This window comes from Micrococcus sp. 63XJN7_8_ISO-PGPR-S23-253, from assembly GCF_056173425.1.
This window is the reverse complement of sequence record NZ_CM149673.1, coordinates 2,220,164-2,236,251: the sequence shown is the minus strand read 5'-3', so window position 1 is coordinate 2,236,251 and position 16,088 is coordinate 2,220,164. Positions and strand designations below refer to the sequence as shown.

The 16,088-nt window shown below is 65.8% G+C and carries 15 protein-coding genes; 3 read left to right on the top strand and 12 right to left on the bottom strand.

All coding sequences use genetic code 11. The annotated features are described in order from the left end of the window. Positions 1-44 precede the first annotated feature (44 nt). From AC0VX4_RS10285 to AC0VX4_RS10270, 4 genes are all read right to left on the bottom strand, one after another. Positions 45-359 carry a transposase gene (locus AC0VX4_RS10285; protein ID WP_141842676.1) on the bottom strand — a complete coding sequence of 105 codons (315 nt, stop codon included), beginning with the start codon at positions 357-359 and terminating at the stop codon, positions 45-47. Then, positions 328-1,332: an FAD-dependent oxidoreductase gene (locus tag AC0VX4_RS10280; protein WP_017489778.1), complete on the bottom strand. Its 1,005-nt coding sequence runs from the start codon at positions 1,330-1,332 to the stop codon at positions 328-330. The genes AC0VX4_RS10285 and AC0VX4_RS10280 overlap by 32 nt, the downstream gene beginning before the upstream one ends. Before the next feature lie 85 nt (positions 1,333-1,417). After that, positions 1,418-2,959, bottom strand: coding sequence for an MFS transporter (locus tag AC0VX4_RS10275; RefSeq protein ID WP_220125174.1), 1,542 nt, complete (start codon positions 2,957-2,959; stop codon positions 1,418-1,420). Further along, positions 2,956-3,408, bottom strand: coding sequence for a TetR/AcrR family transcriptional regulator (locus tag AC0VX4_RS10270; protein ID WP_006214762.1), 453 nt, complete (start codon positions 3,406-3,408; stop codon positions 2,956-2,958). The genes AC0VX4_RS10275 and AC0VX4_RS10270 overlap by 4 nt, the downstream gene beginning before the upstream one ends. Before the next feature lie 215 nt (positions 3,409-3,623). On the opposite strand from AC0VX4_RS10270, the gene AC0VX4_RS10265 reads away from it, so the two are divergent. Continuing rightward, positions 3,624-4,799 (top strand): FAD-dependent oxidoreductase, encoded by a 1,176-nt coding sequence (locus AC0VX4_RS10265; RefSeq protein ID WP_080695943.1) that lies wholly within the window; start codon positions 3,624-3,626, stop codon positions 4,797-4,799. Between the two features lie 153 nt (positions 4,800-4,952). After that, on the top strand, positions 4,953-5,531 hold the full coding sequence (locus tag AC0VX4_RS10260; RefSeq protein ID WP_065573243.1) for a recombinase family protein: 579 nt from the start codon (positions 4,953-4,955) through the stop codon (positions 5,529-5,531). A gap of 51 nt (positions 5,532-5,582) precedes the next feature. Here the strand turns inward: AC0VX4_RS10260 and AC0VX4_RS10255 are convergent, their stop codons facing one another. The 5 genes from AC0VX4_RS10255 to AC0VX4_RS10235 all read right to left on the bottom strand — a co-directional run bounded on the left by AC0VX4_RS10255 (position 5,583) and on the right by AC0VX4_RS10235 (position 12,412). After that, positions 5,583-6,350, bottom strand: coding sequence for a DUF6602 domain-containing protein (locus AC0VX4_RS10255; protein ID WP_127435240.1), 768 nt, complete (start codon positions 6,348-6,350; stop codon positions 5,583-5,585). Next, on the bottom strand, positions 6,334-6,813 hold the full coding sequence (locus AC0VX4_RS10250) for a Mov34/MPN/PAD-1 family protein (protein ID WP_166795278.1): 480 nt from the start codon (positions 6,811-6,813) through the stop codon (positions 6,334-6,336). Before AC0VX4_RS10250 ends, AC0VX4_RS10255 begins: the two co-directional genes overlap by 17 nt. Beyond that, complete coding sequence (locus AC0VX4_RS10245) at positions 6,810-8,156, bottom strand: ThiF family adenylyltransferase (protein WP_161972210.1); 1,347 nt, start codon at positions 8,154-8,156, stop codon at positions 6,810-6,812. Before AC0VX4_RS10245 ends, AC0VX4_RS10250 begins: the two co-directional genes overlap by 4 nt. 149 nt (positions 8,157-8,305) lie before the next feature. Next, the gene (locus AC0VX4_RS10240) at positions 8,306-9,295 is read right to left on the bottom strand and encodes a nucleotidyltransferase domain-containing protein (RefSeq protein WP_127435241.1); all 990 of its coding nucleotides are present in this window, start codon (positions 9,293-9,295) and stop codon (positions 8,306-8,308) included. A gap of 297 nt (positions 9,296-9,592) precedes the next feature. Continuing rightward, entirely contained in the window at positions 9,593-12,412 is a 2,820-nt protein-coding gene (locus AC0VX4_RS10235; RefSeq protein WP_065572585.1) for a DNA methyltransferase, read from the bottom strand. A 391-nt stretch (positions 12,413-12,803) separates the two neighbouring features. On the opposite strand from AC0VX4_RS10235, the gene AC0VX4_RS10230 reads away from it, so the two are divergent. Continuing rightward, positions 12,804-13,241: an HNH endonuclease family protein gene (locus AC0VX4_RS10230; protein ID WP_223246364.1), complete on the top strand. Its 438-nt coding sequence runs from the start codon at positions 12,804-12,806 to the stop codon at positions 13,239-13,241. Between the two features lie 545 nt (positions 13,242-13,786). On the opposite strand, the gene AC0VX4_RS10225 is transcribed toward AC0VX4_RS10230, so the two are convergent. The 3 genes from AC0VX4_RS10225 to AC0VX4_RS10215 are packed head-to-tail and all read right to left on the bottom strand — an operon-like array spanning position 13,787 to position 15,977. Beyond that, the gene (locus AC0VX4_RS10225; protein ID WP_223246365.1) at positions 13,787-14,935 is read right to left on the bottom strand and encodes a GNAT family N-acetyltransferase; all 1,149 of its coding nucleotides are present in this window, start codon (positions 14,933-14,935) and stop codon (positions 13,787-13,789) included. After that, complete coding sequence (locus AC0VX4_RS10220; RefSeq protein WP_052006985.1) at positions 14,932-15,486, bottom strand: GNAT family N-acetyltransferase; 555 nt, start codon at positions 15,484-15,486, stop codon at positions 14,932-14,934. The genes AC0VX4_RS10225 and AC0VX4_RS10220 overlap by 4 nt, the downstream gene beginning before the upstream one ends. An 11-nt stretch (positions 15,487-15,497) precedes the next feature. Then, positions 15,498-15,977, bottom strand: coding sequence for an AAA family ATPase (locus AC0VX4_RS10215; RefSeq protein ID WP_036381849.1), 480 nt, complete (start codon positions 15,975-15,977; stop codon positions 15,498-15,500). Between the last annotated feature and the right edge of the window lie 111 nt (positions 15,978-16,088).

Sequence of the window (16,088 nt, the reverse complement as noted above, 5' to 3'; positions counted from 1 at the left end):
GGCCTCGACCCCGAATTGATCGCGGTGTTCGTCGATGAACCGGATCATCTCGTCGTGGGGCGGTCGAGTTCCCTGGCGAAAAAAGCCGAGGCGGCTTTGAGGATCTCGTTCGCGCGCCTGGCTTCAGCGAGCTCACGTTTGAGGCGCTTGTTTTCCTCCTGCATGCTCTCGCCGGCAGGCGCTGGTGCTATCTGGTGGCCGTGGCGGTTGCACCAGATGCGCAGCGTCTCTTCACCGACTCCGACCTGCGGGGCGATGGCTCGGATGGAGTGCGAGCGAGGCCCTCCTTGAGCGGCTTGGCGTTCCAGGACCATCCGCACAGCGCGCTCACGCAGCTCGGGGGTGTACTTCTTGGGCATGTTCCGATTCTCCTTCAGTTGGATCGGAACGAAACCCAGGGCGCTTCAAGTCGCCGGTGCGTGCGTGTCCGATGAGTGCTGACCGCTTTCTCCTGCGCAGGCGCGTCTGGTTGACGCCGGTGACCTTCCTCTGGGTGGTGAGGTAGGCGGAGGCGACGATGTCGGCAGCCTTCGCGGCATGCTCGCTCAAGAGGCTGGTGGCGCTCCGCAGAGGGCTCAGCCCGGTGCGAGGGGACTGTTCGGTCGCTGAAGTGAGCGACAGTTCGTCGTACCGGATGCTCCAGAAGACGGTGCCGTCTTCGACGAGATCGGCCAGTTTGGCGACGAACCAGGACTCGCCGATGGCCGCGGTGAGGGTCAGACCGTCCTCCAGCGCGGAACGCGCAGTAGGCTCCACGCCCCTCAGCCGGGTCTTCCCGGAGATGGCCCAGACGGAGGGTCTGCGGTATCGGACGTTCTTCCTCGGCCCCCGCAGCTCATGTAGTTCTCGACGAACGGTGGAGTCGGCACCGTCGGCACCCACGACTTGTGAGGCCGTGATGTTGGGCCTGCCGTCGATGGTGAGCCGGAGCCCGCCCGGGGTGTTCTTGATGGCGGTGACGTGGTGGCCGTTGCGGACGTCGATGCCCTGGTAGTACGCCGTGTGCTCGAGCAGGCGGTGCAGGTTCTGTCGGGGCATGATTCGAGATCCCGCGAGAGCAGGAGCCCTGAAGAGCTCTGGAATACCTCTGGTCCCGATGTCGAGCACGGGCTTGGTGAAGGGCACGCTCTCGCGGAGGACGACTCCCTCCATCCCGATCCCGTCGAGCGTGGGGAGGTCGGTCTGGGTGAAGACGATGGTGCGGGGGTCTGTCGTGCTGTGTTCCTCCTTCTCCAGGACGGTGACGGTGTGCCCGGCTTCGGTCAGTGCGAGGGCGTGGATGAGACCGGTGATGCCTCCGCCGACGATGAGGTGGAGGCAGGCCTCGTCCACGGGAGCCAGGACAGCAGGTTTTTCCAAGCCATGGCGGGTTCCTTTCTGATGTTCGGGCGCTGCTCCTCGGGAGGGCGGGCGGTCTTCAGTGCGCTTGCGAGGTGAGGGTGTGATGGCGGGGCACCAGGACCGTGACCGCGATGGCGACGGCGGTCATGACGATGAAGCCGACAAGGCCGGTCTGGGACAGGGCGGTGGTGAAGGCATCGTTGGCCAGCGGCATGAGCTCGGCGGACCCGGTGGAGGAGGCGACGCTTGCAGCGCCGCTGATCGATTCCCGAACAGCGTCCGCCTGGGCATCGGTCAGTCCCAGTGCGCTGATGTCACGCGGGGACAATCCCGAGTTGTAGACGGCGCTGGCGACGCTGCCCAGGATCGCCACACCAAGGACGGCTCCAAGCTCATAGCTGGTCTCTTCCAGCGCTGCGGCGTTGCCGGCCTTGTCCTGCGGCGCGCCAGACATGATCAGTGCCGACCCCACGGCAAGCGAACTGCCTCCGGTGCCGAGCAGGACCAAGGCGATAGCCATCGACGTGTAGGTCAGCGGCTGCGGGGCGAGGTAGATGGCCAGGAAGCCCAGGCCAGCGATGGCGAGGCCACCGCCGAGCACGGCGCGGGGTCCGACGAGGGCGGCCAGTCGTGGCGCGAGCGGGGAGGCGATGCCCACGGCGAACACCGCGGGGAGCATGGCCAAGCCAGCCTGCAACGGAGAGACTCCGAGGACGACCTGCAACCACTGTGCCGACAGCAGCAGCAGCGCAGACATCGCGAACATGAAGGACAGCGCGGCGAGGATGCCGGCAGTGAACGTCGAGCTGCGGAACAGCCGCAACTCAAGCATCGGGTTGGGCCGACGCAGGCACCTGCGGACGAACCACGCCAGCGCCGCGGCCCCGACCAGGAAGGAGACCCACGACACCGGGTCGGTCAGGCCCTCCTTCGCGATGTGCTTGATCGACCAGACCAGCGCCACCATCCCACCGACAATCGCGATGGTCCCGGCCGTGTCCCAGCTGGGCGGGACGGCCGCCCTGTACTCGGGCAGCAGGAAGAGCCCGGCGATCACCGCGATCACCATCAGGGGCACGTTGATCAAGAAAGCAGCGTGCCAGGTGCTGTACTCCAGCAGCAGCCCGCCGACGACTGGCCCGATGGCCATGCCGACCGAGGACACAGCGGCCCAGATGCCGAGCGCGGTGGCCCTCTCGCGCGGATCGGTGAAGATGACACGGATCATCGACAGTGTCGTCGGCATGATCATCGCGCCCCCGATCCCGAGGAGCGAACGGATCGCGATGAGGGTTCCCGCATCCTGCGCGAACAGCACCAGCAGTGAGGCAAGGGCGAACACCGCAAACCCGCCGAGAAGGATTCGTTTGCGACCAAAACGATCAGCGATCGCGCTCATGGGCACCAACAGTCCGGCGAGGACCAGGGAGTAGATGTCCACGATCCACAGCTGCTGCGCGGACGTCGCCTCGAGATCCGCTGTGATGTGGGGGAGGGCGACGTTCAGGATCGTCATGTCGATGCTGATGACGACGAGGCTGGCGCTGAGAACCGCCAGCGCTGCCCAGCGTCGCGTCTTGCTCAACGGTGATGTCTTCAGGGTCAGGTCTGTGCTCACGCCGACTCGCTTTCAGGACGGAGCAGCGCGACGAACGCGCGCTCGAGGGTGTTCAGGTCGATCGGTGTGCCCGTCAGCGTCGTGTGCATGCTGGCACCGTCGATGAAGACGACGATGGCGCGGGCGGTGGCGGGGTCGGTCCAGCCCGAGGCGAGCTCGACGAAACCGTCAACCCATCGCAGAGCGATGTGTCGCAGATCTTCATGCTGGGAAGCAGCGCTATAGAGGGCCGCGTCTGCCCGCACCTGCGCGGTGTCCGTGAGGTAGTCGTGCAGCAGCCGGGCGAGGACTCGAGGGTCGCCGTCGGCGGCGGCGACCTGCTCAGCAAGGTCGGTGAGCTCGACGGTCACCTCCTCCGCAAGCTGGCACACCGCGGCTTCCCGCAGGTCGTGCAGCGAGCTGAAGTAGTAGGTAGTAGCTCCCAGAGGAACACCGGCGCGCTGCGCCACCGCGCGATGCGAAAGGGTCGACCCTTCCAAGAGCATCTCCGTCGCCGCCCGCACGATCTCCTGCCGTCTCCGCTCAGGATCCCTCTTCCGCCGTGTAGGCGATGCACCCTCGGCACCCATCTGATCCTCACTTTCCTCGTCTTGACGCCAGTACTGTACCAGCGTACTAGTACTGGTGTACAGTAGCTGTATACGTACCGAGCAGGAGGAGATCTATGGGCCCCGCAAGCGCAACGGGACGACGTGCACTGGTCGTCGGCGGAGGAATCGCCGGCAGCGCCACAGCATGGTGGCTGCATCACACCGGCTGGCAGGTGACGCTGATCGATGCGAACGAGTCAGCACCGAGCGGCGGCTACGTCCTCGACCTCGACGCGGTCGCGCAGAAGATCCTCCGGCGGATGGGTGTCAGCGACGTCATCGACAGCGTGAGCACACCCAGTCCGGCGACGACCTTCCGCCTCACCAAGGGTGCCCGTCCGTTGCAGATGACCTTCTCTGGCGGGACCTCTCGCCTGGCGCATCGCGCCCGGCTGATTGAGAAGCTGCTGGCGCATGTGCCCTCAGGAGTGGAGACGCGGCTCGGCTGTCGGCTGTCATCCCTGGAGCACCGATCCGATGACGTCGTGGCGCGATTCGACGACGGAACGCGCGGCATCTTCGATCTCGTCGTCGGGGCCGACGGAGTGAACTCCACGGTGCGTAGCCTCGTCTTCTCACCTCGCGAGGCCAGTCTCTACCGCAACGGCCTCTCCCACGTCTGGGCGACGGTGGATCACGCCATGGAGGGCCCGAACGCTGTGGTCGTCGGTCGTCACCGGACGGTCGTGTTCGCCTACCCGCTGCCCGCGGTCGGCGCGACGCAGATCGTAGCCGCGCTCCCGTCCCCCGACGCACCCCGGAATGATCCGCGTGCGCCGGCTGTGGCTGTCGCGCGGGCGCTGCGCAGCATCGGCGGAGAACTGAACCCGATCGCTAACGGAATGCTCGAGACGACCGACGTGCTGCTTACTCGCTTCACCCAGGTGCGCACCACCCACTGGTCAACTCGCAGAGTCGTCCTCGTCGGAGACGCGGCGCACTGCATCGATCCCCTCTCCGGCCTCGGCGCCCACGGAGCCCTGCTCGGCGCCGTAACGTTGGCCCAGAAGCTCCGCGAGCACGGACCGGACGATCCGGCCGCCTTCGCTGAGTACGAGCAGACGGTGCGCCCCTTCGTCGAGAGCCGCCAAGAGGTCACCGCGCGAGCCGTGGAGTACATCACCCACCCCACGTTCCGAGATCGCTCCACCAATGCGCTGGGATCCGTCGCTGCAGGTCTTCGCGCGGCCCCTGCGCTACTCACGACCGGCGGGCGGGAACGCCTCGCCGGTATCGCCGCCTTCGGCTAACTCTCGCCCGCTACGGAGGTTCGCGGCGGCAATCTCCTCTATGCCGACCCTTTTGGGTATACCCCTTTACACACCCCCCGCCCCCACGAGACCATCACGTCAGAGACGGTCCTAAACCGGGTCGTTGGACACAAGTGCCGGAGGGTCTTAGGCGTGGTTGGACAGACAGTGGCCTATGTGCGGGTCAGCTCGGCTGAGCAGAACCTGGACCGCCAGCTCGAGGCGGTGGGGGAGTGCGACCGGATCTTCGAAGACAAGATCTCCGGCAGCTCCCGCGCCAAGCGCGCCGGGTTGGCGGAGCTGATGCGGTACGTGCGGGAGGGGGACCTGGTGAAGGTCCCCTCCATGGACCGGTTGGGCCGCGACACTCGGGACCTGTACGCGATCGTGGATGAGCTCACCGCCAAGGGGTGTGCTGTGCAGTTCGTGTCAGAGCGGATCACCGTGGACAAGTCCGGCACCTCCCCGGTGGACGGGTTGATGTTGGGGATCCTGGCTGCGTTCGCTGAGTTCGAGCGCCGGCGGATCAAGGAGCGCCAGGCCGAGGGCATCGCCCTGGCCAAGGCTCGGGGCAAGTACGTGCAGGCCCCGAAGCTCTCGGACACCGACGTGGAGCAGGCGTGCGTGATGATCGAGATGGGGATCCCGAAGGCTGAGGTGGCGCGCACGTTCGGGGTGAGCCGGCAGACTCTGTACTCCTCATTGCGTAGGTTCGCTTCCGGACGTGGGTAACCGTCCCGCGTGGGCCACTCATTTTGAATCCGCTCTGGCAATATGGCCTATTTATGAGGATTTGAGCAGAGCCTCCTCGTATAAGGAGAGGTCAACGGCAGGCGCTGTGCCGATGGCCTGGAGTCGTCTGAAGAGTCTCAGGCAGAACCAGAGTAGTTGCGTACTCTCAGGTGAGAAGTGGAGACCTGCTTCAAGCATCTCTTTGTTGTAGGGTGGCGTGGTGTTATCGAAGGCAGAATCCAACAGGGCAAGACCCATGTCTAGGCGCGCATCCCCAGTATGATCTTGAATGTGCTTTTTCCCCGTCTCACCCCTCATACCTGTCGTCCACTCCGACTTGAGTGCAAGGATTCCCGAAAGGATGGGTCGCTGCTCAGGACGGGGGCCTTCGTGGGTCCCGTGGATATCAACGATCTTTTCACTAGTCCGCGTCAGTTGGCGCACCGAAGCTGCTTTCCGGGCGGCATAGCGTAGGTTCGAAGCATTTATTTTTTGCTTCACCTCGAACACGGCGTAAATGCTCTCCACTGGCACGATCCGCTCCCCCGCGGGTGACTCGAACCAGATGGGGGCGTATTGGCGGTCGTAAATAGCGATATCGATCTGGTGGCTTTGGCCGCCGGTGATATCCAGGGCGTGTACAGGGCCGACTTCATAACGTCCTGGCAGGTAGGTGCGAAGCATTCTCGTCCAGTTCGCCTCGGAGGCATTACCGATGGAGGTTGGATGGTCGGTGAACTCCAGAGGGATACCGAGTTCTGCGGAGAGGGTACGTTGCCGAGCCTGAAAGGCTAAATTCAGATCAATTGGTGAACTCATGGGGGTTATCCTTTCTGCTGGAGGCAACTTCTAGCACTAGTCGCTGGAGGTTGCCATCTGGATTCGCTTCCCGCGCGTGGCTGATCCAGTCTGTTGCGGTGCGGGCGACGACAACTAGGAGCACATCATGCGCCCCCGCCTTGGCCAGCTGGCGCAGGGCGAGCGAGTCAGTCTCACTCGGACCGTTCGGTCCGGGATGACTGTGCCACTCACCGATGTACCCCGTAGTGTTTTCGGGGCCTAATGCCCTCGTCTGCCTCAACGTTGCTGCAGCTATGGTCGCGTCCCGGCGATAGCGCACAGAGGTCGCTGTGGGATCAGGGACCTCGACGCATTGCACTATGTGCGGTTCGGTCTCGATGTAGTAGCCGAGAAGCAGGCCGCCCGTCTCACGTGGCAGGGCGCGGCTCGCTGCCTGGGTGAGCTCTGTCCAGGCATCAGCATTGATGGTCGCAACTCTCACGTTGGCAGCTCGAACAATGCGCGTGACTCGCCCGCGGGGGGCACCTCTTCGCCACAGAGCAGCCTGATCGCAAGCCGGGCTCCCATTCCAGCGGTTTCTATTACTGCAGCCGGTGGTGTCGGTGAGATCGGGTCCCCGCAGCCGGTCTCATACTCGCCTTCGATGGCACCTTCCAGAGGGTCCATCGACAGAGGCTCAGCTGCATTGAGAGGCGGACAGATGTCCGCTCGCCCGAACTGGCCCTGGCCCACGATTGCGACATGAAGGAACCGCGCGCCTGAAAGACGGGCCGCGTGTTGGAGCATGTGCCACACGAGCCGGCTGCCCGTGCAGTCGATCACGAGGTCGCGCGAGTCCATCAAGCTCACAGCATCGGCAAGAGTCTTGACGGGTCCCGCGCCGGTCATGCTCGACCCCGGGTCGCGGAGAAGGGCCGAGGCGCACACTGCTGTGGTCTTCGTCTGCCCGACGAACGCGGGTGAAGCTGCGTGGCGAACTAGGTTGCCCGGTAGCAACTTGTCGAAGTCGTGGACGCGCAGGTCTCCTACTCCGCTTCGATCGAGCACCTCCGCCACGTAGGATCCGATGCTGCCGGCGCCGATGACTGAGACTGACTTCTTGCGAAGGGCGGGGGCATGCCAACCGGCGCGGCGTCGTTGCGCTTGTGCTCTCTCTGCGACGGAGATGTAAGTGAGAGGGGCCTTGTCCTCGAGCCAGAACCCTATATAGCCGTCGCCCGCTCCTCGTCGGTAGCGCATGGCGACCAAAAGGGGCCGGCCAGTCTCCAGGAACTTGCCTATAGCTGGTCTGTCGCTTCCACAGGCAGCAACGAGGTCGGATGGTGAGATCACCGGCTTTGCGAGTTCACCGAGGTCGATCGCAACACCGTTCAGGAAGCGGTCGGGTTTGCGGTTCTTCCGCCGAGCCCCCTGTTGGCCAGGTGTCGCAGCTGGAGGAGGAGGCGTCTTCGCCCGCTTGACGCGCATCACTCCGTGAGCGTCTGGCAGCGATGATATGAACCATCCGGGTGAGAGACCGTCCCAGCGGTCAATCAGTAGTGAAGGGTGCACGGTGGAGCCGTTGACTTTGAGGAAGCGAGGCTGGTGGTAGGCCTCCAGATCGAGTTGGGGGGAGTCCTTGATCCACCCGGCGGCGTCGTTGGCGATCCAACTCTCGATGCGTTCGATGAGAATCGTTGGGTCGAGCCAAGGAATGCCTGCCTGGCCCTCCTCGGTCCAGAGGCAGAGGATCCCTTCCGGTCCGCTATGCCATCCGAGGTCTGTGGCCCTGTCGGGCAGGGACACGTTCGGCGGAGAGAAGGGATAGCTCGGCTGCAGCGTCACCCGCACCAGCTCACGTCGGGGCCCCAGCCGACCGGTCCATTCCCACTCAGTAGGGAGGTCGCCTGAGTGCTGGGTGCGGAAACCTCGCCGGTTCAGTCCCTCGTCGAGGCGGCGGACGGCCGTATCCAGGAAATCACGTGTGGCATCGTTCATCCGAACGTGGGAGAGTCACCGCTGGGCAGGCTAGCGTAGCCGGGGCGCACACTCGCGGCTTGCTCCGTCCCAGCCGACCGCGGAAGCAATGGGAAGACTGCTTCGCCCTCGGTGGTCAGTCCTAACAGTTCATGGAAGGCCTGCGCTGCGGCGTGGTCGTCTATCTCGTCCAGGGCGACGCGAGCACTCGTAGCAGCATGCTCCCACGCAGCTACAACAGCTTCCAGCTCTTCTGTCGTGGCCCGTACATGCAATTTCTGCCCAGGGACAGCAGGGTTTAGAAGTGGCGCGCTGCCGTCGGCATGGGCACGTAACAGCGGCACCATCGCCTCCAGTGCCACGGTGTAGTACTCCGCAATGGAGGACGGTAAGTCGGGGGCTCCTTCCGTTGGGATGTTCTGGAAGGCGTGGAAAGCGGCAACCTCAACAAAGAATCCACCCGGTTTCGCAGTCCCCATCAAAGCGCGACGCGTCTGGCGGAGCAGCTTCACCGTAGGAACGTACTTCTTATCGTGTGTAGCGTTGCATCCGCTGGTGAGTTCATTGAAGCGAAGGGGATGGGTCGTCTCCCAACCCTCCCCCTTATTAGGGATTTCCCATAGGTCCCCGACAGGTCGTGCTGGCACGACGTCGACGTGAAGGTCATAGACCGGGAAGTCCACCTTCACCGACCGGTCGTTGCGCGATACTCGATCGCCGTATTCTTCGGAGAGGGCGGAGAGGAACCGATCAAGCAAGTCTTGAGGGTCAACATCTACAGGCAAGTCCGGCAACTGACAGAAGACGTCCGCATCCTTGACGCGTCGGATCGAAACCTGCCTCCGGTAGGAGCCGATGAGGAGCGTCTCCAGTCCCCAATCCTTGAAATCTTCCCTGGAATTGAGCACGCGTCGTACCTCTTCGTGTGCTTCAGCAGCATGTTCGGCATCCTCCGCTGGCTCGATTGCTGCCAAGGCATCTCGAAATTGTTTGCTCAAGACTGCCATGAGGCCCCCTCCCGCTGACCTTCAATCAGCACTAGTAAGTGGGCTTCAGGATAGCGCGCACATGGACCCGGTGGATGGCCGCAGGTGCTCGGGACTACTCGGTAGCTGGTCCCCAAAGGGCCGGTGCGACTTCGAGGGCATCTTGGCCGTGGGCGGGCCATATTGCCCTGGAAGCGAGCGTAGTGGTCATGGATGCCGCTTCGACTGTGCGGCCGAAGTCGCGGTTTGTCGACTGAGAAGGTCCGACCTTTGCCACCGGGGCTGGTCCTTCCACCCCATTCGTCGTACCGGACGGGGTTACGAAGCCCTCTCTGCGTAACGGGCGAAGAGCAACTCCTGACGCTCGAGCTCTGTGCGGCATCGCCGCGGGGCGCCCATGATCCGGTCCATCACGGTGTCCAACCCGTCGTGGGCTCTCACCAGGACCGGGTCCATGCCCAGGGGCGCGTAGTGCTGGGCCAGGGAGCGTCCGGGATGGAGGGCCCGGGCTTCGAGGACTTTCTGGCCGGCCTTGGCTAGAGAGGCTCGGTCCTTGTCGATCAAAGCAGGAAGGGGGAAGCCGTTCCAGGTGATCGTGCTGGAGAACGAAATGCGGGACTCCAGCCGTCCTCCGACGGTCTTCATCCAGGTGATGAACATCGAGGAGGAGGCCACGGCGAAGACGATGCCGTCGGGGTCCACGGCACCGTAGACCTTGTTGGAGATGATGACGTCGGGCTCGAAGTGGGCCACGGGCAGGTAGGCGCGCCCCTCACTGCTGACTTCTGGGATCCCGACGAAGGGCACATCGGAAACGAGGCCGCGCTGGCGGAACAGGTGGGGGAAGCGTGCCCAGTCCCGGGTGGAAGCGGCCTTGGACTTGGCACGTTCGACGGCGACACCCTCGAGGCGACGTTTGAGCTCGGGGGAGCGGGAGGGCGCATCCGGGTCCATGTCGGCCAGCCAGAGGCACCAGCGCTGCTGGCCGCGGATCAACTCGACCGCACCGACGTAAGGGCGCACGTAGGGGGCCATCACGGGGTCGGCCATCACGGCCTGGTACTGCTCTGCGGTGACGATGAGGTTGCCGTCATCCGTGGGCTTGGAGCCATAGACGACCTCCGGCATGTCGGGGGCGAGCGGGATGCTGCGCTTCTCCACCAACACGTTGGGCCCATCCACCAGGTAGGCGTTGATCGTCTTCACCCCGGGCACCTCGCGGGCCTCACCGCGCGCATGCTCGTATTTGAACAGGCGCGCCCTGGCGTCGGGGTCGCGGGTGAAGCCGACGATCACGCAGTGCACCGCGGCCTTGCCGGGGGCCTGGGAGTCCCACGCGAAGGTGCGGTGGGCGAACTTGATCCGCCAGCCAGCCTGGAAGATTGGGGCGAACAAGCGGGCCGGCTGGTCCCCCTGAACGATGGAGTTCGTGGTCACGAACGCCCACTCCCCATCCCGCTCATCCAGCAGGCGCAGGGTGAGTGCGTGCCAGGAGGTCACGAAGTCCAGGCGGGAAAGCTGCTTGTCACCACCCCAGGCGGCCTGCATCAGGGCCAGCTGGGCAGCCGTGCGGGTGTGGTCGCCCAGGAACGGGGGGTTGCCGAACACGAACGTGCGCCCGGCCGGGGTCGGCAGGGCCTCGGCCCAGTCGAGGGTGAGCGCGTCGTGCTGGTAGATGGTCGCGGTGATCTTGATCGGCAGGCGGTCCGGGGCCTGGCCGAGGGCCGCGGCGAGCTGCCGGTTGGCTTGGTGGTCCACGAGGAACATGGCGGTCTCGGCGATCTTGGCCGGCCACCAGTTGATCTCGATCCCGTAGAACCGGTCGATGTGGATCCGCTGGTCCAAGCTCACGTCCAGGGACAGGTCCTGGGACCCAGTACGACGGCGCTGGTCAGCCAGCAGGTCCGTCTCGATCTCGCGCAGCTTGGCGTAGGCCAGGTTCAAGAAGTTGCCGGCCCCGCAGGCCGGGTCGACATAGATGTTGGCGGCCATCTCCTCGATCAGGCCGATCACCTCACGCCGGGAGGTGGTCTTGTTCTGGATGAGCCGGTCCGCTCGGGCGCGGTACTCGTCCAGGAAGAGCGGGCCGATGGTCTTGAGGATGTTCTCCTCGGAGGTGTAGTGCTCCCCGTCCCCGCGGCGGGCCTGCTTGGACTTGACCAGTTGGAACATGGAGCCGAATACGGCCGGGGAGATCTGGGTCCACCGGAACCGGCAGGCGGCCACGAGCGCGTCCCGGAAGTTGTTGGTGAGGAACCCGGCGGTGGAGGTGCCGTCGAAGATGCCGCCGTTGACGTAGGGGAAGCGGGCCAGGGAGTCCGGCACACCGCGGCGCCGGTTCTCGGGGGTGTTGAGCACGCGGAAGAGGGCGTCGAGCTGGGGGCCGAGGTTGTCGGCGGTGGTGTCCCACTCCACCCAACGCTGGAACAGGTCGGCCTCCCACAGGCCGGCGTCGTCGCCGTAGAGCAGGAACAGCAGCCGGGTGAGCAGGATCGAGGCCTGCTGGGTGGCGAACTCCTCCTCCTCGGCGTCCTCGGGGGCCTCCTCGCCCACGGGCACGTCCACCTCGTCTCCGACGAGGGCGGTGAACATAGAGGCCATCAGCTGCGCGGCCGCGATGGAGGCCTCTTGCTCCTCGGCCTTGGTCACGGTGTCCCGGCCGGCCAGGAACATCAGCTGGTCCACGTGATCGGCGGCCTCTTGCACGGTGAACTCGGCCACCCAGCCGGCCTCGCCCAGACGTTCGACGCGGATGCGGGCGAAGTCGGTGACGAGCACGTACTTGGGCCACTCGTGCTGACCGATGGATCCGCCGGCCAGGTAGTCCAGGGCCTGGGCGTGGGCGACGTCGAGGTCGGCACCCAGGGACTTGGCCTCGCCCAGGGCGACGCCGGACCAGAAGAAGTCGATGTAGCCGGCCCCGCCGGTGGAGGCGCGCGCGGCCCCGCGCTCGAACAGGTCGATGCGCTCGGGGATCACCCCGAAGGTTCGCAGCAGGTCGGACCAGAACTGCTGGGCGAAGGACTTCTCCGTGTGGGTCTGTCCATCGGCGCGCCAGCGGTCGATGCGCTGACCCCAGGCATGTCCGAAGTCGTCCAGGGCTGTGCGGATGACGCCGCGATCTGCAAGTTGCTCCACAGGCACAACGTACAGCGACCTGAGCAAGCCCCCTCATCTGAGATAACCGGTTCGGGAGCCACGCCGCCGGCGTAGAGGGGGCAGGGGGGTGGTGTAGCTCTGCCTAGGATCGGTGGCGATGCACCCTCGCATCGCGTCATCCACTCGAGCAAGGAACTCGCCCATGTCACGACGCTCTCTGGCTTCTCTGGCCACTGCTGCTGCTTTAGTCGCCACCGCTGTCCTCGGGGGTGCGGGATCGGCGGCAGCCGGCACCACGTACTCGGCCCCGTTGCGCACGGCTGTGGCGTCGTTGCCGGTCGCGGCGGAGAACAATGCCGGCTATGACCGGGCCGCCCAGTTCGGGGACTGGAAGGATGCGAACAGGGACTGCCAGAACACTCGGGCAGAGGTGTTGATCGCAGAGTCCAAGACCACCCCGAAGTTCACGACGGCCCGTAAGTGCACGGTGGCCACGGGCAAGTGGGTGAGCAGCTGGGATCTGCGCACGCACACGTCTGCATCGACGGTGCAGATCGATCACATGGTGCCCGTGCATGAGGCGTGGGGCTCGGGAGCCCGGTACTGGACCAAGGCCAAGCGGGTGGCGTTCTACAACGACTTGGGGGATGCCCGGTCGCTGAACGCGCAGACCTCGGCGTTGAACTCGGCCAAGCAGGCCCGCGGTCCGGAGCAGTGGCTGCCGCCGAAGAACCAGTGCAAGTACATCGCTGACTGGACCGCGGTGAAGATCCGCTGGGGGTTGAAGGCTGACGCCACGGAGAAGGCGTTCTTGGTGAAGAAGGCCGCCTCCTGCGCAAACACCACCCTGAAGGTGACCCGGTACTGAGGCTGCACGGCCGCAATGGTGCCCATTCCCTAGACGTTGACGGCTGCGCGTGTGGGCATTGGTCTGTACGGGGGCTGGCTCGAGGACTTGTGTTCGTACGCATGTCTGTCAGCGCCGCCCCTCTCCTGGAGCTTGCCGAGAGTCGAGGCGTCTGCTTCCTGCTGCGAGCCCGTCGGCTACCCCCGCCACCCTGTCCAGAGGTCTCGAGGCACCCGCCGTATGGGGCTTCTGCCGTCTTGAGCAGGCGTGGTCCTGGAGCTCCGGTCGTCCGGAGAGCGCGAACCTGCTACGGGGGTCTTACCTCGCGGCAGGGGACCGCTTCACCGTGCGGGTCGGGGTGTCGTTGTCGGCATTGGGAAGGTGGCGGTGCAGGACGCGTGGAGTCGGGGCGGCCCGCGGCAGGAGGCCCGGAACGCCGGCCACAAACGACCGTTTGCGGCGCTCGAGGGGGAGTGGTGGCTGACTGTCAAGACGCGGCGAAGATCGCACGCGACTCGTGAAGGGCAGTTCCTTGGAGGGCTCTGGGGCGGAGAGTGTCAGACGACTCAGCTCCGGTTGGACTCGATCCATCCGTGGCGGCGTACGCCGGCGTCCTGCCGTGTGCCACAGTCGAGCACGGTGAATCCCGCCGTGATCAACAGGCGGGAGAGCCCATCGACCGGCCAGTGCCACGCCGTGGTGACGGCGTGGTCGAAGGCCTCCACCTGGTTTGACGCGAAGAAGCCCAGCAGCAGTGACCCGCCAGGGCGCAGCGCCTGGTGCGCGCGCTCCAGGAGGGCAGGCATCTCCACCGGCGGCGTGTGGATGATTGAGTACCAGCCCAGGATCCCGTTGAAGGCGGCTACGGGCAGGGTCTGGAACGAGCCCGGCTCCACGCGTACCTCCGGGTGGGTGCGGTGTGCGTGGGTCACGAACTCTTCGACCGGCTCGATGCCCGTCACCTCATGGCCCCGCGAGGCCAGGTGCGCGGTCCAGTGGGCCGGCCCGCAGCCGACGTCGGCCAGAACCCCATCCACCCGGTCGGCCCAGGCTTCGACCAGGAGCCTGTCGTCCTCGGCCACGGCGTCCATGGTCCCCAGCAGCTCCGTGTACTCGGCCGCGCGGGCGCCATAGGCGGCCGAGCTGGTGGAAAGTCCTTCCCGGGCGGCGTCGTCAGGGGTCACCGCTGCCCCCCCCGCCGGCGCGAGGACCTGCCAGAGCTCGTGGTCCTGCCAGCGACCGGCGATCTTCAGGTACTGCGGGGCCAGGCCGTAACGCTCGAACCCGTGGCGCTGCAGCACCCGACGCGACGCATGGTTGTGGTGCAGGATCTCAGCCTGCACCCGGTGCAGTCCGAGCTCGCCGAAGGCGACCTCCAGGGCCTGCCCGACGGCGGCGGTCGCCACGCCGCGGCCCGTCGCCTCGCGGGCGACCCAGTAGCCGATCGAGCAGAACTGGCCGGCCCCGCGGACCACGCTGGCCAGGGTGAGACGACCGAAGATCGAGCCCACCTCGTCGGTGATGAGGTACGCGTAGGAGCGGTCCGCGGCGCGGTCACGGTCTGCCTGCTCGAGGGTCTCGCGTTGGCCGGCCTCGGTGAACCATCGGGCGGGGCGCTCCGGCTCCCACGGGGCCAGATGCTCGCGCTGCGACACGGCCAGCGCCGCGAGAGTCGGGGCGTCTGCGGGAACGGCGGGACGCAGATGGATGGTCATGGTCGGAGTGTAAGGACCCGCCGCGGTTGGGCAGAGACGCCCGTGGGCCGCGTCAGGAGGATTCCGACGCCGCCGTCGAACTCGATGCCGGCGAAGCGCGGACCGGTCTCCAGGGTCGTGAAGCCGAGCGAGTGGTGCAACGCGAGCGATGGTGCATTGCGGGCATTCACAACGCTGTGGAGGGTGTCTCCGTGGAGCGCTCCGACGGCCTCGATCACAGCCTGCAGCAGACGGTGACCGATGCCTCGGTGGCGAAAGGCGGGATCCACGGTGAGCCCGGCAGTGAGCCACTGCGCTGGGCCTCCAGGATGCAGAGGGGTCCGGGTGGCACCAGACCAGCCCACGACCTCGGTCCCCTCGGGCAGGGCGGCCTCGGCCACGACCAGGACGGGGGCCCGGTCGAGCAACCAGTGAGCGGCCGGAGCGTGGTCCGACGGTGTGCCGCCACGGGCCGCCATGACGACCGCCAGGGCCGGGCCGTCGTCAGGACGTGCCGGACGGATCGCCACGTTCGGTTGCGGGGCGATGTGATTCTGCGGCTGCGTGGTCATGCCGAGGGAATCTACGCGTGGAGCAGGATGCGCTCCACGACCTCCTCCGGGGTCTCTGCAGCCGTGATGCGGTGCTCGGCCACGAAGTCGAGGGGCTGCCAGCCGTGGTGCCAGCTGGCCATCTCCTCGGCGCTGAAGTCGCCGGCCTTGGGGCGTGTTGCGTGGCGGCGGACGGTCTCCGCGAAGGTGAGGTCGAAGGCGTAGAAGCGGGCGTCGTCGCTGGCGGCGGCGATCCGTTGGAGCATTGGCCCGTAGCGGCCGGCGTGGAAGATTCCGTCCAGGATCACGTGATGGCCCCGGGCCAGGCAGTGGCGCGCGGCCGCCTCGAGCAGGTCCGCATGGGCGAGGCTCTCCTGCTCCCGCTCGGCGTACACATCCCGTCGGAAGTGGTCCTGGCTGAGCACGGCGACCGGACCGTCCAACTGGGATTGGAGCAGACGGGCGACGGTGGTCTTGCCGGAGGCCGCGTTGCCGCGGAGCACGACGAGCATTCAGTGAATCTCCAGTTCTATGTGCGGTTCCGGGAGTTCGTCAATGACACCCGGGTCTACAGAGCGTCAAGCGTTCAGGTGTAGAGATGCAGCGAAGATTTCACACGACAC

Excerpts from the sequence above, each read along its gene's own strand:
- AC0VX4_RS10255 (WP_127435240.1), bottom strand. The coding sequence starts at position 6,350 with ATGAGTTCACCAATTGATCTGAATTTAGCCTTTCAGGCTCGGCAACGT.
- AC0VX4_RS10220 (WP_052006985.1), bottom strand. The coding sequence starts at position 15,486 with ATGACCACGCAGCCGCAGAATCACATCGCCCCGCAACCGAACGTGGCG.
- AC0VX4_RS10215 (WP_036381849.1), bottom strand. The coding sequence starts at position 15,977 with ATGCTCGTCGTGCTCCGCGGCAACGCGGCCTCCGGCAAGACCACCGTC.
- AC0VX4_RS10240 (WP_127435241.1), bottom strand. The coding sequence starts at position 9,295 with ATGGCAGTCTTGAGCAAACAATTTCGAGATGCCTTGGCAGCAATCGAG.
- AC0VX4_RS10285 (WP_141842676.1), bottom strand. The coding sequence starts at position 359 with ATGCCCAAGAAGTACACCCCCGAGCTGCGTGAGCGCGCTGTGCGGATG.
- AC0VX4_RS10225 (WP_223246365.1), bottom strand. The coding sequence starts at position 14,935 with ATGACCATCCATCTGCGTCCCGCCGTTCCCGCAGACGCCCCGACTCTC.
- AC0VX4_RS10265 (WP_080695943.1), top strand. The coding sequence starts at position 3,624 with ATGGGCCCCGCAAGCGCAACGGGACGACGTGCACTGGTCGTCGGCGGA.